A 23,616-nucleotide genomic window follows, 5' to 3' on the forward strand; every position below is an offset into this window, starting at 1 on the left:
CGCAGCAGACGCCGGCGCAGACTCGTCCGCGAGCGCGGCATGCGCGGCGGGAGGCGTCTGCTCGGGCGTGCTCGTGGCCGGGGTCGCGTGCGCGGCCTCCCCGTGTGCATCGTCGGAGGGGCGGACGTCGTCGGTCCAGGCGGAGCCGTCCCAGCGGCGCGTGCCGCCGCTTCCGGCAGGATCGGGATACCAGCCCTCGGGCGGAGTGGGCGTGTCGGTCATGGTCGTCCCCTCGTGCGGTTCATGCGAGTCCCCCGAGTCTAGTGAGCGGGTTCACGGTCACCGGAAGTCGCGGGAGGCATGCGAGACCCCCACGCGGAGGTCGGTGAACCCGTCGGCGACGACGTTCGTCACGCCCTCGACCGAGCGCTCGAGCATTCCCCGCACGATGAGCGCGGGAGATTCGCGCGCGATGCGACGGTACCGATTCCACACCCCCACCGAGCAGATGATGTTCATGAGGCCGTGCTCGTCTTCGAGGTTGAGGAAGGTGATTCCGGATGCCGTCGCCGGACGCTGACGGTGCGTGACCAGCCCCGCCACCTCGACGCGCCGATCGGTCTCGGCACTCTGCAGTTCGCGGGAGGTGAGAACACCCCGCGCGTCGAGTGCCGATCGGAAGTGCGTGAGGGGATGGTCGTCGGTGGACAGCCCCGTCGCCCACAGATCGGAGGCGAGCAGTTCGTAGCTCGTCGGGTCGGTGAACAGCGGCGGCTGCACCGCCACGAGGGAGTCGGGCAGGAACTCCGGCCGGTCCAGGGCCGCGGAACCCGAGAGCCAGATCGCCTCCCGCCGGGAATGACCGAGGCTTTCGAACGCCCCCGCGGTCGCGAGCGCTTCGAGCTGCGCGGTGATCAGTCCCGTCCGCCGCACGAGATCACGCATGTCGCGGTACGCGCCGCCCCGCTCCCGCTCGGCGACGATACGCTCGGCCACGTTCGCGCCGATCCCCGTGACTCCCGCGAGCCCCAGCCGCACCGCGAAAGCCCCGTCCCGGCGGTGCGCGGCGGTCTCGTCGGGTGCCGACCGGTCGAACTCCCCGGTCGGCGGCTGATGCGCCTCGGCGCACGCCTCGAGGCCGGTGGGGCCATGCTCCTCCGCGTCGCCGAGCGGTTCCACCCCCGCCTCCACCCCCGAGCGCAGCAGGTCGGGTCGGCGCACGCGAACCCCGTGTCGGCGGGCGTCGGCGGTCAGCGTCGCCGGCGAGTAGAACCCCATCGGCTGCGCCCGGAGCAGTCCCGCGAGGAAGGCCGCCGGGTAATGCAGCTTGATCCACGAGCTCGCGTAGACGAGCAGCGCGAACGACAGCGAGTGCGACTCGGCGAACCCGAAGTTCGCGAACGCCTGGATCTTCGCGTACAGCTCGTCGGCGACCTGTCCGACCAGGCCGTTCTCGGCCATGCCCTCGTACAGCTTGTCGCGCAGCGAGTCGATCCGTTCGAGCCCGCGCTTGGACCCCATGGCCCTCCGGAGCAGATCGGCGTCTTCGGCGGTGCAGTTGCCCACGGCGACGGCCATCTGCATGAGCTGCTCCTGGAACACCGGCACCCCCATTGTGCGCTCCAGCACCGGCTCGAGCTTGGGGTGCACGTAGGTGATCTCCTCCTGCCCGAGCTTGCGCCGGACGAACGGATGCACCGCCCCGCCCTGGATGGGCCCGGGCCGGATCAGCGCGATCTGCACGACGAGGTCGTAGAACTTCCGCGGCTGCAACCGCGGCAACAGTCCCATCTGCGCCCGCGACTCCACCTGGAAGACCCCGATCGAGTCGGCCCGGCACAGCATGTCGTAGACGGCCTTCTCCTCTTTGGGCAGCGTCGACAGCTCCCATACCTCACCCGTGGCCTCCCGGATCAGGTCGAAGCAGTACTGCAGGGCCGCGAGCATGCCGAGCCCCAGCAGATCGAACTTCACCAGCCCCATCCACGCGGCGTCGTCTTTGTCCCACTGGATCACCGTGCGGTTCTCCATGCGCGCGTGCTCGATCGGCACGACCTCGCCCACCGGGCGATCGGTGAGCACCATGCCCCCGGAATGGATGCCGAGATGCCGGGGCGCCTTCAACAACTCGGACGCGAACTCGATGACCTGATCGGGGATGTCGTGGTCGGCCCCGGTCTCGAGCGTCGCTCCCCACCGCTCGACCTGCTTCGACCACGCATCCTGCTGCCCCGGGGAATGCCCGAGCGCACGCGCCATATCGCGCACGGCGTTCTTCGGTCGGTACTGGATGACATTGGCGACCTGCGCCGCGCGCTCGCGCCCGTAGGTCTCGTAGACCCACTGGATGATCTCTTCGCGTCGATCCGAGTCGAAGTCGACGTCGATGTCGGGCTCCTCGTCGCGCAGGCTCGACAGGAAGCGCTCGAACGGCAGCCGGTAGAAGATCGAGTCGACCGCGGTGATGTCGAGCAGGAAGCAGACCGCGCTGTTGGCGGCCGATCCACGCCCTTGGCACAGGATGCCGCGGCGCCGAGCTTCGGCCACGATGCCGTAGACGATGAGGAAGTACCCCGGGAAATCCTTCATCTCGATGACGCCGAGCTCGCGTTCGATGCGGTCACGATCGTCGTCGGAGAGGTTCGGATACTTGCGCGGCACGGCTTCCCAGACGAGGTGCCGCAGCCACGACATGGGCGTGTGACCCTCGGGCACGGCCTGCTTCGGCAACGCGGGTTTGGCCCGCCGCAGGGGAAAGGCCAGCTCGTCGGCGAGAGTGACGGTGCGCGCCACCGCACCCGGGTAGCGGGCGAACCGGGCGGCCATCTCGGCTCCCGAGCGCAGGTGCGCACCGGCATGGGCGGGGAGCCACCCGTCGAGCTCGTCGAGACCGCGGTTCGCCCGCACGGCGGCGACGGCGGCCGCGAGCAGCTCCTTCTGCGGAACGGCGTAGTGCACGTTGTTGGTCGCGAGAATCGGCAATCCGCGCTCCGCGGCGAGCCCCGCCAGCACGTCGTTGTGGCGGGAGTCGAGAGGGTTGCCCTGGTCCATCAACTCCACGAACACCGCCTCGGCCCCGAACAGGTCGACGAGCGCATCGAGTTGCCGGGCGGCCGCCGCCGGCCCCTCGGATGTCAGGGCCTGTCGCACGGCCCCCTTCCGGCATCCGGTGAGCACCGCCCAGTGCGGATCGCCCGGACCGCCGGAACGCTCCGACAGCTCGGCGAGGTCGTACACCGGGCGGCCCTTCTCGGCTCCCGTGAGCTGCGCATGGGTGATCGCCGCAGCGAGACGGTGGTATCCCTCTTCTCCCCGGGCGAGCACGAGCAGGTGGGATCCGACGGGATCGGGTTCTCCGTTCTGGGGCGCGGGAAGCTCGAGCGAGAGCTCCGCCCCGAACACGGTGTGCACCGACCGAGCCTCGGCCGCCTCGGCGAACCGCACGATCCCGTAGAACCCGTCATGGTCCGTGATCGCGAGCGCGTGCAGACCCAGGCGCTCGGCCTCTTCGACGAGCTCCTCCGGTGAGGAGGCGCCGTCGAGGAACGAATACGACGAATGCGCGTGCAGCTCGGCGTAGGGCACCGCGTCGGCCGGTCGCTCGATCGACGGAGGAACATAGGCCCCGCGCTTGTGCGACCACGCCGGACTGTCGCCGCCGTCGCCGTTCGGCGGGGTGCCGGTCGGACGCCGCGCATCGCTCAGCAGACGCTCGAGCTCCGACCACTTCACCGGTGGGTTGTTCCACCCCATCAGGGCACCCCCGCTCCGGCGGGAGGACCCACCACGCGTGAGCCCCCGGCATCCGACTCAGTCATAGCGTCCCTCCGCCCGCCACTCGCCCTCTTCGACCACGAGCAGCCAGGCGCCCCCGTCGGCATCGACCACCTGGAACCGATGCGCACGACGTCGGCGCAGGGGGTCCCATCCTCGTTCGCTGATCGGCCAGGGGCCTGCCCACTCGAGGATGCGGCGGCGCTGCTCGCCCGTGACGAGCACCGCGGGTGGGGCGCTCAGCGCGTCGCGCTCCCCCACCGTGACGGGTGCCCCGGCGATGTCGGTGACCTCCACCAGTCGTGGCTCGGGATAGACGGTCGCCGGGAGAGGATCCGGCAGGCTGCCCGGCCAGGGACGGGCCCGGTCCTTGGCCGTCACCGCCCGGTCCCCCCACGGCACGAGCACCTGGCGCTCGGCGAGCCACCGCCCTCCGCCGATCGTCGGCGTGACCACTCCGCGGTGGCCGAGCATGGCTTGCACACGGGAAAGCGCGTGATGCACTCGTTCGTCGGGGCCGGCCCCGAAGAGGCCCTTGCGGTGATGCGCGGCCTCGTCGACGGCCTCGGGCTCGATGTGAACCCCGGCCACCCCGCTGCCGAAGATGCCCTGGCCGTCCTCAGCGAGCTGCCAGCGCACACGGTCGACGACCGCGGCCGCGTCGAACGAACCGGGATGCAGCCACACGCGCTCACTGCGCTCTCCGCGCTCGCCCGAAAGGATGACGCGAAGCTCCGTGCAGACGAGGTTCTGAGCACCGAGATGGGCGATGAACTCCTCAGCCGCGACGCGCACACCGAAGGCGACCTGGTCGGCGAGATCGAGCGGCGGCTCGAACGCCACGTCGCGGTGCAACTCCGGTGGCGGAGTCCGCGGTTCGACGGGCCGGGAGTCGCGTCCCCCGGCCAGGGCGTGCAGCCGCACCCCGCGCGGACCGAACCTCTCTTGCACCCGTTCGACGGGCATCGCGGCGAAAGCTCCGAGGGTGTGGACGCCGAGTCGGGCGAGCAGACTCGCCGTCTCCTCGTCGTCGAGGGCCACCACCGACAGTGGAGCGAGGAACGGAGCGGCCTCACCGGCCGGCACCACCCGCACGGGATCCTCGGAGGAGGCCGCACGGGCCGCGAGACCCGCGGTGAAGATCCCGTCGGCGACGCTCGCGCGCACCCCGAAGAAACCCTCGGCGGCGAGGAGGTCGATGAGGACGCGCGCCGCCTCGGCTTCACCGCCGTAGTAGCGCGCGGGCCCTCGAGCCCGCAGGGCGCAGAGACCCGGACGGACGATCTGCACCCCCGGCGCGCGGTCTTCGATGCGCGCGACCACGGGACCGAAGACCCGGGCGTCGCGAACAGGGTCGGCGGAGATCACCACGAGCGTGGGACAGAGAGCCTGGGCGTCGCGGCGACGCTGCCCCCGCCGCACCCCCTGTGCGCGAGCGGCGGCCGAGCAGGCGACGACGACGTTGTGGGCGAACACCGCGACGGGCGCATCGTCGCGCGGGGGCGACGACGCCTCGTGGGAGAACGCCGTGATGGGCCAGTCGGGGAACCACAGCACCAGGCTGCGCGTGGGAGCTTGCATCAGCCCACCGCCCGGGTGCGGTACGTCTCAGACGTGCGCGGGACGAGACGTTCGGCGGGGGCACCGAGCAACTCGATCGTGCCGTCCGCCGCGGGCAACAGCATGCGCGCCCGTCGCGCGTTCGGGGAGCGACGGCTGCTCACCGATACCGTCAGCTCACGGCCGGCCAGATACCCGCTCCCCTGCCCCACACCGGTCCACCGCGGGTCGGCGACATCGATGACCGCTTCGGCCTGCGGCCACGACCCCTGCACCAGCAGGACGGTCCCCCGGTCACGCAGACGCGCCGCCAGCCGCGTGGCCTCGGCGCCCCCACGCGCCGCGTTCGCCCCGTGCGGGGGGCGGACAGCGACGACGGGCAGCACCTCCGCGATCGTCGCCGTGACCGCCAACCACCGCGGCCCGGGGTCCGGGATGAAGACGAGTCGATCGAGGTCGAGCCCGTACTTCTCTGCGGCTTCCGCTCCCAGCTCGGGCATGCCGATCACCCCGCACCAGGCCCCGTCCTGCGACGGACGCGCCATGAGCGCGAGCAGAAGCGACGCCGACCGAGCGACCGCGTAAGCCGAGCCCGAACGCAGCCCGCCACCGGGGAGCAGCGAGGTGAACGCGGGGTGCGTCGGCAGTACGGGGGCGTCCATCCGCCGCCCCTGCATGCGCTCGAGCTTCTCGCGCAGCGTATGGACGTCGGGCACCGCCTGCACCTGGTCTCGCACGATCGCCCTCACTCCCACAGGTTAGAACATGTGTTCTACACTCTCAATCCCCGTGTTTCGAAGATACGATCTACCTCCGACATCGCCTCGGCGAGCGCTCCCCCGCCCCTCAGAGCAGGTCGACCGTCCTCGCGATCCGCGCGAATCCGCCCTGCTGCAGCACCAGGGCGGTGTCGGCCATCAGCTCCGCCGCCGTGCGGCTGACCACCCCGATCCCCGCGACCTCGCCCGTCAGGTCGAACGTGCGGGTGGCATCCAGAGCGACGGTGACGTCGTACCCGAGATTCCCTGCCATCCGCGCGGTCGTCTCGACGCACATGTTCGTCTGGATGCCGCAGATCACCAGATCCCGGATGCCGCGCTCCTCGAACCAGGCCTGCAGGTCGGGGTCGCCGTAGAACGCCGAGTTCACGCTCTTGCTCACCAGGATGTCGGGTCGGGCAGCCGCCACCGCGGCCACGAGCGCATTACCCGGCGCGGAGGGGTGCAACGGCGACCCCTGGTTCGGGGAGTCGTGGCGGACGATGACGACGGGTTCGCCTGCTTCCGCCCATCGCTCGAGGAGAGCGGCGACGTTGGCCTCGCAGTCGGGATTGGTCGTGGGACCCCAGAACGCGAGGTCGTCGAAACCCCGTTGCATGTCGATGACGATCAGAGCACGTGTCATGCCCCCATCCCATCACCGACCGCCGACATCGCGACCGTTGAGACAGCCGGTCACCGAGGCGGGAACGCTCTCACGCGGCGAGCGCGAGATACGGCTCCCACCGCGGGTCGCTCTTGTCGACTCCGCGCACCGTCCAGGACGAGCCCCGCGGAGGTGCCGGGATGATCTGGAGCTCCCACGACATCTCCTGCGGCGTGCGATCGCCTTTGACGTTGTTGCACCGCAGGCAGCAGGCCACGAGGTTCTCCCACGTGTCCTTGCCCCCGCGCGAACGCGGCAGCACGTGATCGATGGTCGAGGCGGTCTTGCCGCAATATCCGCACCGGTGCGCATCGCGGCGGAGCACCCCTCTTCGGGTGACGGGCACCTGGCGCGCCCCCGGCACCCGGATGTACCGGGTGAGGATGATCACCGCCGGGCGATCGTAGGTTCCTCTCGCCGCCCAGACCGGGTCTTCGTCGACGCATTCGACGACGGTGGCCTTCTCGTTCATCACGAGCACGAGCGCCCGCTTGAACGACACGACGGCGAGCGGTTCGTAGCCCGCATTCAGCACCAGAGTACGCATGAGGTTTCCTCTCGAATGGCCGAGACGGCTTCTCGGATGTTCGACTCGCGACGCGAGGAAGGTGCGCAGGCGTATGAAAAAAGGCGCTGTCCAGACAGACAGCGCCTCAGGAGTCACGGTGAGACCGCGGCATCCGGAACATACGATGCCGAAGAACGAGCAGCCCGAGCGCATCCATGGTGCGGATGCGAGGCCTGGCGTCCATCGGCTTTTCCCTCCGGTTCTTCCCAACGTCGCTGACAGGCTAACCCACGAGCGACGCACCCGGCTCCGCGAAATCAGGAAACAAGAAACGGCGTGTCGGAGAACAGTCGTCTCCGACACGCCGTGTCGTGGAAGAAGCGGTCAGCCGGCGTTCTGCTGCAGCCAGGCGTAGGGGTCGACGACCTGACCGTTGATGTGCACCTCGAAGTGCAGGTGGTTGGCGGTCGAGCTTCCGGTCGAGCCGACGAGGCCGATGAGCTGGCCCGCGGCGACGGTGTCGCCCGCCTGCACCTGACGGCTGCCGTAGGTCATGTGCCCGTAGGTCGTCGAAACCTTCTGGCCGTTGATGACGTGCTCGATGACGATGCCCACACCGTAGCCGCCGAAGCTCTCCGACGAGGTGCTCACCACGCCTGCGGCGGCGGCGAAGATGGGCTGTCCACCGGGAGCGAGCAGGTCGACGCCCTGGTGGTAACCGGAGTCCCACAGACCACGACCGAGCACGTAGCTCGTCAGGGGCCAGCGCACCTCTCCCGAACCGGGCGCGGTCATGTTGAGGTCGATGTTCGACAGCGACGCGCCGGCATTGGCGGCCAACTGACGGGCCCGCTCGGCGGCGGCGGCTGCCGCGGCTTCTTGATCCTTCTTCTTCTGGATCTCCTCGGCGGTGGTGGCCGAGTAGCTGCTGCGGTCGAGCGTCTCGTTGGCGACGTCGGATGCGACGACCATCGACTGGTTGTCGGGAGCCGACATCTCACCCAGGGTCATCGTGTTCGCGGTCGGCACCGTCGCCGCGTAGGCCGGAATCGCGACCGTGGCGACCAGGCCCGCCACCATCGACAGGATCACGGCGCTGCGCAGCGGCTTCGCGCCACGGCGCGCCGCGGGGAGCGAGCGGGCGGGCGGAGCCGTCCGGGGAACCGGGGACGCCGCGGGAGCGGTGGGTCGAACAGTCCGGCGTGCGGGTCGGGCGACCGCTGCGCGCGCACTCTTTCGGGTCTGCCCCGTCGCGGAGACCTCTGATCGGTCGTCGACGGGATCGGTGTGTTCAGCCAAATTTCCTCCGGCGCCTCTGCGTCCCGAAGAACGCTGGCTCGTCAGCACTCGATTGGGGGCACGATGTGCGGGCTTCACCCTCTGCGGACGACGAGCCGGGGAGGCAAACCGCGAGGGGTCCGACGGCGGGCTTCTCGCCTGTGGACCCTCAGAGGCTACCCGAAGATAACGAACAAGTCACGCACGGGCCACCGTGCACAGGAGATGCTCGGCGGGGTGGCCAGAAGGCGAAACAGCGCGCGCACGCCGCGAAATCAGGCGGAGCGCTCAGGCCTCGTCGACGAGGAAGATGTGCGAAGCGACCTCGACGGGCAGTTCGAGCCCCTCGTCGACGCCCTCCATCTGCACCAGCACATAACCCTCGTTGAAGCGGTAATCACCCTTCGCGCCCGGCAGCACTCCGGCCGCCTTGAGCTGCTGCAGCAGCTCGGGGTCGACCTGAGCGGGCTCGGCGAGACGGCGGACGGTGCCGGTGATGGGCTGGCCGGCGTCGTTGAGCTTGCGCACCAGGCCCACGACGCCCTCTTCGAACGTCGAACTCGCGACGTCGCCCAGCTGGTCGAGCCCGGGGATCGGGTTGCCGTAGGGCGACTCGGTCGGGTGCCCGAGAAGCTCGACGAGGCGGCGCTCGACCTGCTCGCTCATCACGTGCTCCCAGCGGCAGGCCTCGTCGTGCACGTAGGCCCAATCCAGCCCGATCACGTCGCTGAGCAGACGCTCGGCCAGACGGTGCTTGCGCATGACGTCGACGGCCTTCTGCCGACCGTCGCCGGTGAGCTCGAGGCGGCGGTCCTCGGAGACCACGACGAGACCGTCGCGTTCCATGCGGCCCACGGTCTGCGAGACGGTGGGCCCGGAATGCCCGAGACGCTCGGAGATGCGCGCGCGCAGCGGCACGATGTTCTCTTCCTCGAGCTCGAGGATCGTGCGCAGATACATCTCGGTGGTGTCGATCAGATCGGTCATTCAGAAGTCCTCGGCGTCGCGCGGCTGGTAAGGACAGCCTACCGACCCCGTCCGACACAGACTCCGGATGCCTCTCCCCCGCGCCCTAGAATCGAGCCCATGCCGCACGTGGAACTCCCCACCGACCTCCTGCCCGCCGACGGCCGCTTCGGATGCGGCCCCTCGAAGGTGCGCGGAGCGCAGCTCGAGTCTCTCGTCACCCGTGGCGCGAGCATCCTGGGTACGTCGCACCGCCAAGCTCCCGTGAAGAACCTCGTCGCGAGCACGCGCGAGCGCCTCACCGAGCTGTTCCGCCTCCCCGAGGGGTACGAGATCATCCTCGGAAACGGCGGGTCGACCGCCTTCTGGGATGCCGCCGCCTTCGGCCTCATCGAGAACCGCAGCCAGAATCTCGTCTTCGGTGAGTTCGGCGGCAAGTTCGCCTCCGCCGCGAAGGCCCCGTGGCTGCAGGCCCCCGACGTCCGTCGCGCCGAACCTGGGACCCGTCTGGGCGCCGAGGTGGTCGAGGGCGTCGACGTGTACGCCTGGCCCCACAACGAGACCTCGACGGGCGTGGCCGCACCGATCGAGCGCGTCCACGGCGATGCGGGCGCCCTGACGGTCATCGACGCGACGAGCGCCGCCGGAGGCATCGACTTCGATGTGGCACAGGCAGACGTGTACTACTTCGCTCCGCAGAAGAACCTCGGCTCGGACGGCGGACTCTGGTACGCCGCCGTTTCGCCGGCGGCGATCGAGCGGATCGAACGCATCGCCGCGTCCGACCGCTACATCCCCGAGTTCCTGAGCCTGAAGAACGCGCTCGACAACTCGCGCCTGCAGCAGACGCTCAACACCCCGGCGCTCGCGACGCTGCTCCTGCTCGACGATCAGCTCGGCTGGATCCTCGACAACGGCGGCCTGGCATGGGCCGGTGCCCGCACCGCCGAGTCGTCCTCGGCGCTGTACGACTGGGCGGATGCCAGCACGGTGGCGACCCCGTTCGTCGCCGCCGCGGCAGACCGCTCCCCCGTGGTCGTGACGATCGACTTCGATGACAGCATCGACGCCGCCGCGATCGCGAAGAGCCTCCGCGCCAACGGCATCGTCGACACGGAGCCGTACCGCAAGCTGGGCCGCAACCAGCTGCGTGTCGCGACGTTCGTCTCCATCGAGCCCGAGGACGTCCGCCGCCTCATCGGCGCGATCGACTACACGATCGAGCACCTGCCCGGCGCCTGATCAGACGACGAAGGCCGTCCCGCATCGCGCGGGACGGCCTTTCTCGTGCAGAGATCAGTAGCTGCGTTCGTGCTCGTCCTCGTCGTCGACGTCGGTGTCGTCTTCGTCGGTGTCGTCTTCGTCGGAGGCTTCCTCGTCGGAGGCTTCCTCGTCCAACTCGTCGATGTCGACGCCGTCGAGGTCGCCGGCGTGGAATCGCGCCTTCGGCTCGTCGTCCGCGTCATCGTCTTCGGCGTCGTCGTCCTCGGTGTCGTCGAGATCGTCGTCGTCGAGGTCGTCCTCGTCGTCGAGATCCTCGTCGTCCTCGGACTCGTCGCTCTCGGCCGCTGCGGCCTGGGCCGCCTGATAGTCGGCCAGGCGGGTCGCCCAGGGCACCCAGTCCGGTGCCAGCAGGGCTCCCTCACCGGGCATGAGCTCCGCCTCGAGGACGGTCGGCTCGGCGTCGTCGACCACGGCAACGCTCACCGTCCAGTACCACCCGGGGTAGCCGAGCAGTCGCGTGTGGAACCGCAGCGAGACGACCCCGCCGTCCTCGAGCAGGTAGTCGGCCGGCGGGCCGACGGTGTCGGCCGGGGTGATCTCGTGCAGAGCACTCAGCGCGAGGTCGTGGGCGTGGAGCAGTCGCTCGTCGACCGGCTGCTCAGGCTTCGAAGTCATCGGCGACCTTGCGCAGAACCGCGGCGATCTTGCTCGCGTGCGCGCCGCTCGGGTAGCGACCGCGACGCAGGTCGCCGCCGATGCCGTCGAGGAGCTTCACGAGGTCTTCGACGATGATCGCCATGTCGTCGGCGGGCTTGCGCGAGCGCTTCGCCATGCTCACCGGCGCTTCGAGGACGCGCACCGACAGCGCCTGAAGCCCGCGCTTGCCGTCGGCGACACCGAACTCCAGGCGGGTGCCGGCCTTGGGCGCAGGGGTCCCGGCGGGCAGGGCGGTGGCGTGCAGGAACACGTCCTGGCCGTCATCGGTGGCGATGAAGCCGAAGCCCTTCTCTTCGTCGTAGAACCTGACCTTGCCGGTGGGCATGGAAACCTCGCTGAAAGACGTGCGCGGACGCGCGGTGAAACCCGGGACCCGAACGGATCCCGGCCCTTCAGCCTACGCCACGCGCGCCAGGCAGTAGGCTGAGCGCGATGAGCACACGCACTCCCGACGGCGACGTTCCGATCCGCCGCGTCGATCGCATCCTGGCATTCATGTCGCTCGGTCTGCTCATCCTGTCCGTCGTCAGCTTCTTCGCGATCATCATCGGCACGAGCGCCAAGGCCGATATGAGCACCGGCATCTGGCCGACGGTCGGCGTTCTCCTCTACATCGCACCCCCGGTCGCGTTCGCCTGCCTCGTGGCTGTGCTCATCATGAGCTTCGTGCGGAGGGCACGGGCGAACAAGGGACGTTGACCGTGCCCGAGACCTCCGACCAACGCGCATTGGCGGTCTCGCTGAGCGCGCGGGCCGACGAAGATCTCGCCCGCCTCTTCGCCGAACGTGACGTCTCCCCCTCCGCGACCTGGCGCGACACCTTCGACGCCGCGGACGCTCTGCTCGATCCCGCCTCGATCGCCCGCGCGCTCCTCCCGCTGACCCGGGCCGAGGCGGCTGCCCTCGTGTCGGCCGTGTCGAACGAGGCTCCCGTCCCGCCGGAGGCCCGGGCCCCTCTCGTCGGGCGCGCCCTGATCCGCGACGACGGTGTCGTCTACGCGTCCGTCGCGACGATCGTGAGCGAGACCTTCCCCGAGAAGCTCCCGGATGCCACGGCCCCCCACCCTGATCGAGCCGCCGCCTCCGATGCCGCCGCCGAAGCCGCGTTCACGAAAGCCGCCGCGCTGGCCGATGTCCTGCTGCTCACCCTGGAAGCGCCCCTCGGTCGGATCGGTTCCGGTTCCCTCGGGGCGACGGAACGTCGGCGGCTGGTCGACGCGGGCGCCGTGGAGACCCCGGAAGAAGCGGATCTGCTCGTGGGGATCGCGGCATCCGTGGGTCTGCTGGGCAGCACCGGGCGGGCGTGGCTGGTCACCGCCGCCGGTCGGACGTGGCTGCGCCTGCCCACCCTCGAACGGTGGCAGAGCACCGCGCGGGCTCTGCGCGACGCCCTGCCGCGGGCGTACCGCACGGCCGAGGCGGGGTGGATCCCGAGCGCGCAGTGGGCCGACGCCCTCCCCTTCGACCCTGCGGGCCCGGAGCGTGCGGCGACGTGGCGCGCACGGTTCTCGGCCTGGGGCCTCATCGACGCGGCGGGCGAAACCCCGCCCTGGAGCGCGGGACTGGCGGCGGGCGACGACGAGGACGTCTCGGCCCTGCGCGATCTGCTTCCGCCCGAGGTGGATCGGGTGTACCTGCAGAACGACCTCACGGCGATCGCCCCCGGACCGCTGGCCCCGCACCTCGATGTGCGCCTCCGCGGCATGGCGACGCGCGAGTCACGCGCTCAGGCGTCGAGCTACCGGTTCAGCGCCGCGACGATCGGCGCCGCGATCACCAGCGGCGAGACCGCGGAATCCTTGCGCGCCTTTCTCACCGAGCTGTCGCTCACGGGCGTTCCGCAGCCGCTTGAGTACGTCATCGAGCGCACGTCCGCGCAGCACGGACGCGTCCGCGTCGAGAGCGACCCCGAGACGCGGCTGACCCGCGTGACCACGACCGATCCGACCCTCCTCCAGGCGATGGAGGTCGACCAGTCGCTGCGTTCGGTCGCCCTCACCCGCACGGAGGACGCTCTCGAGTCTCATGTCGCCGCCGACGTCGTCTTCTGGGCGCTCACGGATGCGCACTACCCGGCCGTCGCGATCGACGCCGATGGAGCGCCCCGCACCCTCGAACGAGCCCGACTCGCCGACACCGCTCTCTCGTCGGACCCCCTCGACACCTACGCCCCGCTGATCACGCGCGTGCGGGCCGGAGGAGAGGACTCGGATGCCGCCTGGCTCGAACGCGAGCTCGACCAGGCCGTGCGCGCACGAGCGGTGATCGACGTGAGCGTGCGGCTACCGGACGGTTCGACACGGGTCTTCCGCCTCGAAGCCACCGGTCTGGGCGGAGGACGACTTCGCGGTCGCGACCGCGGCGCCGACGTCGAGCGCACGCTGCCGCTGTCGCACATCGACGGGATCGTGCCCGTCGAGTGACGGCGCGTGAAGCCCGGGTGCCGCGACCCCGGTAGAATCGATCGCTATGGCTGACGGCCCCTTGATCGTGCAGAGCGACCGCACCGTCCTCCTCGAGGTCGCACACCCCGAGGCGGAGACGGCGCGGCATGAGCTCGCGGTCTTCGCTGAGCTCGAGCGCGCACCCGAGCACATCCACACCTACCGCATCACGCGCCTGGGCCTGTGGAACGCCCGCGCCGCCGGTCACGACGCCGACGCGATGCTCGAGACCCTCGATCGGTGGTCGCGTTTCCCCGTGCCCGCGTCGGTGAGCACCGACATCCGCGAGACCGTGAACCGTTACGGACGCCTGGTGATCGAGCGCAACGACGACAACGCTCTCGTCCTGCGTTCGACCGACCCGGCGGTGCTCGGAGAGGTCTCGCGCAACAAGCGCATCTCTCCGCTGCTCGTGGGTCACCCCACCCCCGACACGTATCTGATCGATGCGTGGGCACGTGGGCACATCAAGCAGGAGCTGCTCAAGATCGGCTGGCCCGCCGAAGACCTCGCCGGGTACACCCCCGGGACCCCGCACCCGATCGACCTCGCCGAAGACGGCTGGAGCCTGCGGCCGTACCAGCGCCAGGCCGTCGATTCCTTCTCCGAGGGCGGCTCGGGCGTCGTGGTCCTGCCCTGCGGTGCCGGGAAGACGCTCGTCGGCGCCGGAGCGATGGCCGAGACGCGGACGACCACCCTGATCCTCGTCACCAACACCGTCAGTGCGCGGCAGTGGCGAGACGAGCTGCTGCGCCGCACCTCCCTCACCCCCGAGGAGATCGGCGAGTACTCCGGCCAGGTCAAAGAGATCAAGCCGGTCACGATCGCGACCTACCAGATCCTCACCGCGAAGCGGAAGGGAGAGTACGCCCACCTCGCCCTTCTCGACGCGCTCGACTGGGGTCTGGTGCTGTACGACGAGGTGCACCTTCTGCCGGCACCGGTCTTCAAGCTCACCGCCGACCTGCAGGCGCGACGCCGCCTCGGCCTGACCGCGACGCTCGTCCGCGAGGACGGACGAGAGGGTGACGTCTTCAGCCTCATCGGCCCCAAACGCTTCGACGCGCCCTGGAAAGAGATCGAGGCCCAGGGTTTCATCTCGCCCGCCGCCTGCTACGAGGTGCGCATCGACCTCCCGGCGTACGAGCGGCTCGAGTACGCCGCCGCCGCCGACGAAGATCGCTACCGGCTCGCGGCCACCGCCCCCGCCAAGATCGACGTCGTCCGACGACTGGTGGAACGGCACCCCGACGAGCGCATCCTCGTCATCGGTCAGTACCTCGACCAGATCGACGAACTGTCCGAGGCGCTCGATGCGCCCAAGATCACGGGAGCGACCCCGGTCGCCGAGCGCGAAGAGCTGTTCCAGGCGTTCCGGGTCGGCGAGATCTCGCTGCTCATCGTGTCGAAGGTCGCCAACTTCTCGGTCGATCTCCCCGAGGCATCCGTCGCGATCCAGGTTTCGGGATCTTTCGGCTCACGACAAGAAGAGGCGCAGCGTCTCGGACGCCTGCTCCGGCCGAAGCAGTCGAACCACACGGCGAGCTTCTACACGCTCATCGCGCGCGACACCGTGGACCAGGATTTCGCACAGAACCGTCAGCGATTCCTCGCCGAACAGGGCTACGCCTACACGATTCTGGATGCCGACGGGATCGACGCCGAGGCCGCCTGAGACATACCAGGGCACGGCTTTCCGTTCCATATCCAGCACATTGCTGGGTGCAGTCACGATAATGAGGGAATGACAGCTCCTCGCATCCTCGTCGTGGACGACGAACCGAACATCCGCGATCTGCTCATCACGAGCCTCCGCTTCGCCGGTTTCCAGGTGCGAGCCGTGGCGAACGGCGCGCAGACGATCTCCGCCGTGCTCGAAGAGGAACCCGACCTCATCGTGCTCGACGTGATGCTCCCCGACATGAACGGGTTCAGCGTCACCAAGCGCCTGCGCGGCGCCGGCTACACCGCTCCGATCCTGTTCCTCACGGCCAAGGACGAGACCGAAGACAAGATCATGGGCCTGAACGCCGGGGGTGACGACTACGTCACCAAGCCGTTCAGCCTCGACGAGATCGTCGCCCGCATCCAGGCGATCCTGCGCCGCACGATGCAGGCCGACGAAGAGTCGATCATCCGCACCGGCGAGCTCACGATGGATCAGGACACGCACGACGTCAGCGTCGGCGACGTCTCGATCGACCTCAGCCCCACCGAGTTCAAGCTCCTGCGCTATCTCATGCTGAATCCGAACCGCGTGCTGTCGAAGGCCCAGATCCTCGACCACGTATGGGAGTACGACTTCAACGGCGACGCCGGCATCGTCGAGAGCTACATCTCGTACCTGCGTCGCAAGATCGATCCGCACTCCTCCGAGCCGCTGATCCAGACCAAGCGCGGCTTCGGCTACATGCTGAAGTCGGGCAAGACCGTCTGAGCGGAGTCTCCTCCTGCATACCGACGATGCCCTGACGCGCTGGTGGCGCCACCTCAGCCTGCGGGCGAAGGTCACCGGCGTCACCGTCACGCTCCTCGCGGTCGGGCTGTTCGCGGCGGGGATCGGCACGATGGTGTTCTTGCGCACCACCCTCGTGAACAATCTCGACGAACAGCTCGCGCAGCAGGCCGCCGGCAACATCGCGGACACCATCTTCACGACGACCACGCAAGACGGGAAGATGGCCTTCACCCCCGTCGAGAACGCCCCGCAGATCGGCTCGATGGTCGTGGTCTACAACGCGGACGGTCAGCGCGAGGCGTTCTTCAACGGCACGTCCACAAAGGCGACCCCGCAGCTGCCGGACACCTTCACCACCCCGCAGACGTACACGCAGCTCGACAAGCGCATCGACCTCGACGATCCGGTCACCGGTCAGCACTTCATCGCTCGAGTGGGTCTCTTCGAAGTGCCCAACAGCGGCTCGTACACGCAGATGGTGATTCAACCGCTCGGGCCGACCGACCGGATCGTCGCGGCCTACGTGGGCATCTACGGCTTCGTCGCTCTTCTGATCCTGATCGCCAGCGCACTGCTCACCCGCTGGCTCGTCACACTCACCTTCCGCAGTCTCAACCAGGTCGAGACCACCGCGATGGACATCGCCGCGGGCGATTTCAGCCAGCGCCTCACCGACATCGTCCCGGACACCGAGGTCGGTCGGCTGAAGACCGCGATCAACGCCATGCTCGCGCGCATCGACGGGGCTCTCGGGCAGCGGGATGCCACCGTGCGGCAGATGCGGCGGTTCATCGGTGACGCCAGTCACGAACTGCGGACGCCCCTGGTCACCATGCGCGGCTACGCGGAGCTCTACCGCATGGGCGCCATCCGTTCGGATGAGGACGTCGCCCAGTCGATGGAACGGATCGAGAAAGAGGCGATCCGCATGGGTGCCCTCGTCGAGGACCTCCTGGCACTGGCCCGGCTCGATGAGCGCCGCGATGTCAGCATCACCGCGATCGATCTGCGACCCATCGCGCGCGACGCCGCCCTCGACCTGCGCGTGACCTCACCGCAGCGCGAGGTCACGGTGGACGACACGACCAGTCGCAACGAGCTGGTGCTGCCCGTGATGAGCCTCGAGGTCTTCCCGAACGCGGATGCCACGGGCACCGGCAGCCGTCGGCGGGCCGCCCCGACCACCTCGGCGATGGCGATCGCGGGAGCGACCCTTTCTCGTCTCCGGCGCCGCTCGCGGGAGGCGGGCGACACCTCCGCGACCGAGCCGTCCACCGAAGTCGCCTCCACCCCGAAACCGGCGACGGGCTCGATTCGGACGTCGCCGCGCCTTGCTCCGGTCGTGTTGGGCGACGAGAACAAGGTGCGCCAGGTGGTGACGAACCTCCTCGGAAACGCACGACGGTTCACCCCCGACGACTCCCCCATCGGTCTGCGCGTGGGAGTGGATGCCGATGCGGACATGGGGTGGATCGAGATCATCGACCACGGCGACGGCGTGCCCGAGCAGATCCGCGACCAGATCTTCCAGCGGTTCTGGAGAGCAGACACCTCGCGTACGCGCGAGACCGGCGGGTCAGGCCTGGGCCTGTCGATCGTGGCATCCATCGTCGATCTCCTGCACGGCAAGGTCGAGGTCGTCGACACCCCCGGCGGCGGCGCGACCTTCCGGGTCTCTCTTCCCCTGGCCGATCGTCGTGACGCGCAGGAGCACGCGCTGATCGAGACGCAGCCTCTGGATCGACTCCCCGCGGACTATCGACCCGAGGAAGCCCCGAAGGGCACGGCGGAACGGGGCGCTTGACCCTGACACGATGTCACGGGCCACGATGAAGCCATGGCCGAGACCTCGACGCTCATGACGATCGGTCGGGAGCACGGGCAGAGGAGCCTCTGCGCGTCGTGGAGCTGCCGGCACGCGGCTGTCTCGTCGCGCGCGTCCGGGGCTCGTACGACCAGATCAGCCAGGCACACGACCTCATCAACGCTCGGATGGCCGCGGAGTCGTTGAGGCCGCGGAGCGGCGACGATCTGGCCGCGCGCGCCTTCAACGTCTAGCTGTCGACGCCCGACCGCGTCACCGAGGCCGACCTCGTCACCGACGTCTGCCTCCCGCTGTCGTGACGTGATGAAACGCGAGTGGCCCCCTCCCGAAGGAGGGGGCCACTCGTGTCATGCCTGAGCGTGGATCAGAAGTCCATGCCACCCGTCGGGTCGCCCGCGGGAGCGGCGACCTTCTCGGGCTTGTCGGCGACGACGGCCTCGGTCGTGAGGAAGAGACCCGCGATCGACGCGGCGTTCTGCAGCGCCGAACGGGTGACCTTGGCGGGGTCGATGATGCCCTGCGCGAACAGGTCGCCGTACTCGCCGGTGGCGGCGTTCAGGCCGTGACCCACGGGGAGCTCCGCGACCTTGTTCGCCACGACACCGGGCTCGAGACCGGCGTTGAGCGCGATCTGCTTGAGCGGGGCCTCGATGGCGACACGCACGATGTTCGCACCGGTGGCCTCGTCACCGACGAGCTCCAGGTTCGCGAGCGCGGTCTTGCCGGCCTGGATGAGCGCGACGCCACCACCGGCGACGACACCCTCTTCCACAGCGGCCTTGGCGTTGCGCACGGCGTCCTCGATGCGGTGCTTGCGCTCCTTGAGCTCGACCTCGGTCGCGGCTCCGGCCTTGATGACGGCGACGCCACCGGCGAGCTTCGCGAGACGCTCCTGGAGCTTCTCGCGGTCGTAGTCGCTGTCGGTGTTCTCGATCTCGCGGCGGATCTGGGTCACGCGACCCTCGATCAGCTCCGACTCACCGGCACCCTCGACGATCGTGGTCTCGTCCTTGGTGATGATGACCTTGCGCGCACGGCCCAGCAGGTCGACGGTCGCGTTCTCGAGCTTGAGGCCCACCTCTTCGGTGATGACCTGGCCACCGGTGAGGATCGCGATGTCCTGCAGCTGCGCCTTGCGACGGTCGCCGAAGCCGGGAGCCTTGACGGCGACCGACTTGAAGATGCCGCGGATCTTGTTGAGCACGAGCGTCGCGAGGGCTTCGCCCTCGACGTCCTCGGCGATGATGAGGAGCTCCTTGCCCTCCTGGATCACCTTGTCGACGATCGGCAGAAGGTCCTTGATGTTGGAGATCTTCTGGTTGGCGATCAGGATGTACGGGTCTTCGAAGACCGCTTCCTGACGCTCGGGGTCGGTGACGAAGTAGGGGTTGATGTAGCCCTTGTCGAAGCGCATACCCTCGGTGAGCTCGAGCTCGGTACCGAACGTGTTGCTCTCTTCGACGGTGACGACGCCTTCCTTGCCCACCTTGTCGATGGCCTCGGCGATGAGCTCGCCGATCGCGGGGTCGGCGGCGGAGATCGACGCGGTCGCGGCGATCTGCTCCTTCGACTCGACCTCCTTCGCCGAGGAGAGAAGCTCGTCGGTGACGGCCTTGACGGCCTTCTCGATGCCCTTCTTCAGGCTGATGGGGTCGGCGCCGGCGGCGACGTTGCGCAGGCCCTCGCGAACGAGTGCCTGGGCGAGGACGGTGGCCGTGGTGGTGCCGTCACCCGCGACGTCGTCGGTCTTCTTGGCGACCTCTTTGACCAGCTCAGCGCCGATCTTCTCGTACGGGTCGTCGAGCTCGATCTCCTTGGCGATCGAGACGCCGTCGTTCGTGATCGTGGGGGCGCCCCACTTCTTCTCGAGCACGACGTTGCGACCGCGGGGGCCGAGCGTCACCTTGACGGCGTCGGCCAGCGTGTTGAGGCCGCGCTCGAGGCCGCGGCGGGCCTCCTCGTCGAAAGCGATGATCTTTGCCATAAGTGTGTCGTCCCTCCCGGACGGGTGACTTCCAGATTTGGCACTCGACGAAAGCGAGTGCTAACTCATTCTGGCACTCGCCCCTAGGGAGTGCAAGCCGCGTCCGCCCCCGCACAGCACGACGCCGTGGCATCCGTCCAACGGATGCCACGGCGTACGGGAAGGTGTGTGGGAAGTCGCGTCAGGCCATCAGGCGCACGGACTCGGCCTGCGGGCCCTTCTGGCCGGAACCGACGGTGAACTCCACCGCCTGCCCCTCTTCGAGGACGCGGAAGCCCGACATCTCGATGTTCGAGTAGTGGACGAAAACGTCCTGGCCGTCCGTCACGGTGATGAAGCCGTAACCCTTCTCGGCGTTGAACCATTTGACGGTGCCCTGCGTCATGCGAATCTCCTGTGCTGCTTGATGACGAGGTCATCGTAAGCACGGCGATACGCGTCGAAACGGCCCCTGACGGCATTGTTGACCTGCGTGCAGCCAACTTGTTACGCCGCGGAAACACGCGGGCCGCGGGCGCGTCAGGGGGTGGGGGTCGCCGCGGGTTGTGCCGTCGCCCGATCGAGGCCGATCACGACGATGAGGCGCTTCTCGGCACTCTCGTCGTCGGGGGTGTTGGGGTCGTCGGTGGGCTGCAGGAAGTCACTCTGAGCGATGTCTGCTCCGCCGATGGCATCGGCGAGCCCCCGCGCGGCCTGCTCGTCGTCGTCGCGCAGGTAGTAGACCGTCGTCGACGCGAAGTCGGTCGTGTCGGAGTCGCCCGTCTGCACCGTGTCCGCCGACCAGCCCGCCGCGATGATCTGATCGCGCAGATTGCCGGCGAGTCCTTCGTCGGACGTGCCGTTGAGCACGACCACCGAATAGGAGGTGTCGATCACGGCCGGGGTCGTCGGCGCGATCGTCGGCGTCGGGACAGGCTCGGAGCCGAAGGAGATGCGCCCCGACACCACGAGCGTGCCGAAGATGCCGACCACGATGAGCACCACCGTGGCCACGGCGGCCCAGAGGAACACGATCCATCCCCGAAGGTGCGGATTCTCGGCGCGATGGGCGCCGACGCGGCCGGATTCGGCGGGAAGGTCGTCGAAGCGATCCCGAGGGAAGGTCGATCTGGCCATTGGACGATGCTACCGGTCCTCGCCTCTGTGCCCCATCAGAGGGTTGCCGCGCGCTCGCGCTGCGCTGCCGTCTCCCCGTCGCGCAGTCGCCGCAGACGGCGCACCAGCATCGGGTCGTGAGCGAGGGCCTCGGGCCGGTCGATCAAACGGCCGAGGAGCTGGTAGTAGCGCGCCGGCGGGATATCGAACGCATGCCGGATCGCCTCCTCCTTCGCACCCCCGTGACGGCGCCATTCACCCTCGAAGGCGAGGATGTCGCGGTCGCGGTCCGAAAGAGGCACGGCGCCACGCTACTGCGCGCCGACTCCGGTTTCCGGATGCCACGCCACCCACGCCCCGAGCGGATCGGCGCTCCCCAACACGTCGCCGTCGAGGGCGAGCGCGAAGCCGTCCCGTCGCACCGGCGGAGTGCTCGTCCATCCGTCGTGCAGGCCTAGAGCATCGAGCGTGATCCAGCGTCCCGCGCGGCGCGCGGCGGAGATCACCTCGGCGCGGTGCGACCGCGGGACGTGGGCGAGGACACCGGGCGTCGTGACGACGAGCGTCGCACCCCGCGGTGCTTCCGCGGCGAGCGCCGGGAGGCAGGCCGCTCCGTCCCCCGCGACGAGGCGGGGCGGATCGGATGCCGCGATGTCGAGGGCGCCGACGATGCGCTCGCGGCGCCCTTCCTCGCCCGGCCACACCAATCCCGTCAGCCACGCCCGGTCCTCGGGGGCGCCGGCGTCGAGCGGGTGCAGGTCGATGCCCGCGCGCCAGACGATCTCCGGCATCCGAAGCGGAGGCGCGCCCTCCAGCTCGGACGCGAGGACGACGCGACTCGGCCCGTCCGCGGGGTCGAGCGCGAGGACATCGTCGTCACGGCGATACCGGTAGGAGTAGCGGTCGGGGTAGAGGCAGAGCCCCGCACTCGCCCCGACCTCGAGAAGAGCGATCGGCCCCTCGATGAGCGCGAGCGCGGGCAGCAACGCCGCGCAGCGCAACGGTTCGTTCGTCTGCACGCTGCGGCGGTCGCTCTCGGCGACGAGGGCCTGGGCATTGTCGATGACCCAGGCCGCCCATGCGTCGACATCGCCTTCGGGAGCCCCCAGCAGTCGCATCACGGCGAACACGAGCGGTGGTTGGCGGTGGGTCTCGACGATGCGTGCAAGGACCGCGGCCACCGCGGGATCGGCGACGACGCGCTCGGCCCAGCTCGTATAGAGCGCGGAACGTCCGGGGGCCTCGTCTCGGGCGAACCGTCTGTAGCGGTCGACGACGAAGGTCACGGCATCCTGTTGCATCCGAAAATTCTCTCGCGCCGACCGGGGCGCCGTCCGGCACGAGAGAATAGGACGCGAAAGAAGGAGACTTCCCCATGACCTATGCCGTCGACAAGTCCGACGAACAGTGGCGCGAAGAACTGACGCCCGAGCAGTACGCGGTGCTGCGCCAGGCCGGTACCGAGCGCGCCTGGACCGGTGAACTCCTCGACGAGAGCCGCGCCGGCCTCTACGCGTGCGCCGCGTGCGGAGCCGAGCTGTTCCAGAGCGGCACGAAGTTCGACTCGCACTGCGGGTGGCCGAGCTTCTACGAGTCGGTGCGCCCCGAGGCGGTCGAGCTGATCGACGACAACAGCCACGGCATGCAGCGCACCGAGGTGCGCTGCGCCAACTGCGGCTCGCACCTGGGACACGTCTTCCCCGACGGCTTCGGCACGCCCACTGGTGACCGCTACTGCATGAACTCGCTGTCGCTCACCTTCACCCCCGAGAGCGACGCGTGAGCGCACTGGAGGCGATGCGGGATCGCCGATCGTGGTCGAAGGTCACCGAACTCGCCCCCACGAGCGTCGAGCTCGAGGCCTTCGTCGCCGCGGCCGGTCGTGTCGCCGACCACAAGACCTTGCGCCCGTGGCGGATCATCGAGATCCGCGGGAGCGACCGCGACCTCCTCGCCCGTGCCCTCAACAAGGCCGACGGCAAGAAGGGGTACTCCTCCAAGCCGCGCCGTGCGCCCCTGATCCTCGCGGTGGTCGCCGACCTGTCGTCGAAGAAGATCCCCGCGTGGGAACAGGAGGCCGTGGCGTCCGGTGTCGCGCACATGCTGAGCCTCGCCCTCGACGAGGCCGGGTTCGGCGTGTTCTGGCGCACCGACGACAACACTCGGAGCAAGTCGCTCGCGAAGGCCCACGGTCTGAAAAAGGGCGAGGTCCTGCTCGGCTGGCTCTACGTCGGGGGCAAGCCGCAGCGCTCGCGCCCGGTTCGTCGGAAGACCGTGGATGCCACCCGGCACATCTCGCGCCTCCCCGGCGGCAAGAAGGATCGCAAAGCCCCCGACGCGCGCCTCTGACCCGTTTCCTGACCCGTTTCACGAGACCGCATCCGCTCGGCGGGTGCGGTCTCGGCGCGCCGCTCCGAT

General features: G+C 69.2%; 24 protein-coding genes. 9 read left to right on the forward strand and 15 right to left on the reverse strand.

What is annotated here, in order from left to right; genetic code table 11:
* The 8 genes from NS220_RS19865 to NS220_RS17345 form a co-directional block, all read right to left on the reverse strand.
* Positions 1 to 222, reverse strand: a 222-nt coding sequence (locus NS220_RS19865; RefSeq protein WP_153004349.1) for a DUF2510 domain-containing protein, incomplete at its 3' end; no start/stop codon positions are given.
* Positions 223 to 279: 57 nt separating this feature from the next.
* Positions 280 to 3,693 carry an error-prone DNA polymerase gene (locus NS220_RS17315; protein ID WP_058625238.1) on the reverse strand — a complete coding sequence of 1,138 codons (3,414 nt, stop codon included), beginning with the start codon at positions 3,691 to 3,693 and terminating at the stop codon, positions 280 to 282.
* 57 nt (positions 3,694 to 3,750) lie between these two features.
* Positions 3,751 to 5,295: a DNA polymerase Y family protein gene (locus tag NS220_RS17320; protein WP_058625239.1), complete on the reverse strand. Its 1,545-nt coding sequence runs from the start codon at positions 5,293 to 5,295 to the stop codon at positions 3,751 to 3,753.
* Complete coding sequence (locus NS220_RS17325; protein ID WP_058625259.1) at positions 5,295 to 6,011, reverse strand: hypothetical protein; 717 nt, start codon at positions 6,009 to 6,011, stop codon at positions 5,295 to 5,297. Before NS220_RS17325 ends, NS220_RS17320 begins: the two co-directional genes overlap by 1 nt.
* 109 nt (positions 6,012 to 6,120) lie before the next feature.
* Positions 6,121 to 6,678, reverse strand: a complete 558-nt coding sequence (locus NS220_RS17330; RefSeq protein WP_058625240.1) for a cysteine hydrolase family protein — start codon at positions 6,676 to 6,678, stop codon at positions 6,121 to 6,123.
* A gap of 70 nt (positions 6,679 to 6,748) precedes the next feature.
* Positions 6,749 to 7,246: an HNH endonuclease gene (locus tag NS220_RS17335; protein ID WP_058625241.1), complete on the reverse strand. Its 498-nt coding sequence runs from the start codon at positions 7,244 to 7,246 to the stop codon at positions 6,749 to 6,751.
* A gap of 345 nt (positions 7,247 to 7,591) precedes the next feature.
* Positions 7,592 to 8,506 carry a M23 family metallopeptidase gene (locus NS220_RS17340; protein ID WP_242864664.1) on the reverse strand — a complete coding sequence of 305 codons (915 nt, stop codon included), beginning with the start codon at positions 8,504 to 8,506 and terminating at the stop codon, positions 7,592 to 7,594.
* Positions 8,507 to 8,773: 267 nt separating this feature from the next.
* Positions 8,774 to 9,472, reverse strand: a complete 699-nt coding sequence (locus NS220_RS17345) for a metal-dependent transcriptional regulator (protein WP_058625242.1) — start codon at positions 9,470 to 9,472, stop codon at positions 8,774 to 8,776.
* 99 nt (positions 9,473 to 9,571) lie between these two features.
* Between NS220_RS17345 and serC the strand changes: the two genes are divergently transcribed.
* The gene (gene serC, locus NS220_RS17350; protein ID WP_058625243.1) at positions 9,572 to 10,693 is read left to right on the forward strand and encodes a phosphoserine transaminase; all 1,122 of its coding nucleotides are present in this window, start codon (positions 9,572 to 9,574) and stop codon (positions 10,691 to 10,693) included.
* A 54-nt stretch (positions 10,694 to 10,747) separates the two neighbouring features.
* Here the strand turns inward: serC and NS220_RS17355 are convergent, their stop codons facing one another.
* Positions 10,748 to 11,350 carry a DUF3027 domain-containing protein gene (locus tag NS220_RS17355; protein WP_058625244.1) on the reverse strand — a complete coding sequence of 201 codons (603 nt, stop codon included), beginning with the start codon at positions 11,348 to 11,350 and terminating at the stop codon, positions 10,748 to 10,750.
* Complete coding sequence (locus NS220_RS17360) at positions 11,334 to 11,717, reverse strand: cold-shock protein (protein WP_013585856.1); 384 nt, start codon at positions 11,715 to 11,717, stop codon at positions 11,334 to 11,336. The genes NS220_RS17355 and NS220_RS17360 overlap by 17 nt, the downstream gene beginning before the upstream one ends.
* Positions 11,718 to 11,824: 107 nt before the next feature.
* On the opposite strand from NS220_RS17360, the gene NS220_RS17365 reads away from it, so the two are divergent.
* The 6 genes from NS220_RS17365 to NS220_RS20285 all read left to right on the forward strand — a co-directional run bounded on the left by NS220_RS17365 (position 11,825) and on the right by NS220_RS20285 (position 18,352).
* Positions 11,825 to 12,091: a hypothetical protein gene (locus NS220_RS17365; RefSeq protein WP_058625245.1), complete on the forward strand. Its 267-nt coding sequence runs from the start codon at positions 11,825 to 11,827 to the stop codon at positions 12,089 to 12,091.
* A gap of 2 nt (positions 12,092 to 12,093) precedes the next feature.
* Positions 12,094 to 13,815: a helicase-associated domain-containing protein gene (locus tag NS220_RS17370; RefSeq protein WP_058625246.1), complete on the forward strand. Its 1,722-nt coding sequence runs from the start codon at positions 12,094 to 12,096 to the stop codon at positions 13,813 to 13,815.
* Between the two features lie 46 nt (positions 13,816 to 13,861).
* The gene (locus NS220_RS17375) at positions 13,862 to 15,511 is read left to right on the forward strand and encodes a DNA repair helicase XPB (RefSeq protein ID WP_058625247.1); all 1,650 of its coding nucleotides are present in this window, start codon (positions 13,862 to 13,864) and stop codon (positions 15,509 to 15,511) included.
* Between the two features lie 69 nt (positions 15,512 to 15,580).
* On the forward strand, positions 15,581 to 16,273 hold the full coding sequence (locus NS220_RS17380; RefSeq protein ID WP_013585852.1) for a response regulator transcription factor: 693 nt from the start codon (positions 15,581 to 15,583) through the stop codon (positions 16,271 to 16,273).
* Positions 16,274 to 16,403: 130 nt separating this feature from the next.
* A complete protein-coding gene (locus tag NS220_RS17385) occupies positions 16,404 to 18,098 on the forward strand; it encodes a sensor histidine kinase (protein WP_058625248.1) in 1,695 nt (564 codons plus the stop codon).
* A gap of 98 nt (positions 18,099 to 18,196) precedes the next feature.
* Positions 18,197 to 18,352: a hypothetical protein gene (locus NS220_RS20285; RefSeq protein WP_193755411.1), complete on the forward strand. Its 156-nt coding sequence runs from the start codon at positions 18,197 to 18,199 to the stop codon at positions 18,350 to 18,352.
* Between the two features lie 131 nt (positions 18,353 to 18,483).
* Here the strand turns inward: NS220_RS20285 and groL are convergent, their stop codons facing one another.
* From groL to NS220_RS17410, 5 genes are all read right to left on the reverse strand, one after another.
* Entirely contained in the window at positions 18,484 to 20,103 is a 1,620-nt protein-coding gene (gene groL, locus NS220_RS17390; protein ID WP_058625249.1) for a chaperonin GroEL, read from the reverse strand.
* A 181-nt stretch (positions 20,104 to 20,284) separates the two neighbouring features.
* On the reverse strand, positions 20,285 to 20,488 hold the full coding sequence (locus NS220_RS17395; RefSeq protein ID WP_013585848.1) for a cold-shock protein: 204 nt from the start codon (positions 20,486 to 20,488) through the stop codon (positions 20,285 to 20,287).
* A gap of 134 nt (positions 20,489 to 20,622) precedes the next feature.
* Positions 20,623 to 21,219 carry a LytR C-terminal domain-containing protein gene (locus NS220_RS17400; RefSeq protein WP_058625250.1) on the reverse strand — a complete coding sequence of 199 codons (597 nt, stop codon included), beginning with the start codon at positions 21,217 to 21,219 and terminating at the stop codon, positions 20,623 to 20,625.
* A gap of 35 nt (positions 21,220 to 21,254) precedes the next feature.
* On the reverse strand, positions 21,255 to 21,500 hold the full coding sequence (locus NS220_RS17405) for a DUF3263 domain-containing protein (RefSeq protein WP_058625251.1): 246 nt from the start codon (positions 21,498 to 21,500) through the stop codon (positions 21,255 to 21,257).
* 9 nt (positions 21,501 to 21,509) lie between these two features.
* A complete protein-coding gene (locus tag NS220_RS17410; protein WP_058625252.1) occupies positions 21,510 to 22,499 on the reverse strand; it encodes a DUF2332 domain-containing protein in 990 nt (329 codons plus the stop codon).
* Between the two features lie 74 nt (positions 22,500 to 22,573).
* On the opposite strand from NS220_RS17410, the gene msrB reads away from it, so the two are divergent.
* On the forward strand, positions 22,574 to 22,981 hold the full coding sequence (gene msrB / locus NS220_RS17415; RefSeq protein WP_058625253.1) for a peptide-methionine (R)-S-oxide reductase MsrB: 408 nt from the start codon (positions 22,574 to 22,576) through the stop codon (positions 22,979 to 22,981).
* Positions 22,982 to 22,995: 14 nt separating this feature from the next.
* Positions 22,996 to 23,547: a nitroreductase family protein gene (locus NS220_RS17420; protein WP_058625261.1), complete on the forward strand. Its 552-nt coding sequence runs from the start codon at positions 22,996 to 22,998 to the stop codon at positions 23,545 to 23,547.
* The last annotated feature ends 69 nt before the right edge of the window (positions 23,548 to 23,616 follow it).

The organism is Microbacterium testaceum, assembly GCF_001476655.1.
Taxonomy (GTDB): Bacteria; Actinomycetota; Actinomycetes; order Actinomycetales; family Microbacteriaceae; genus Microbacterium; species Microbacterium testaceum_C.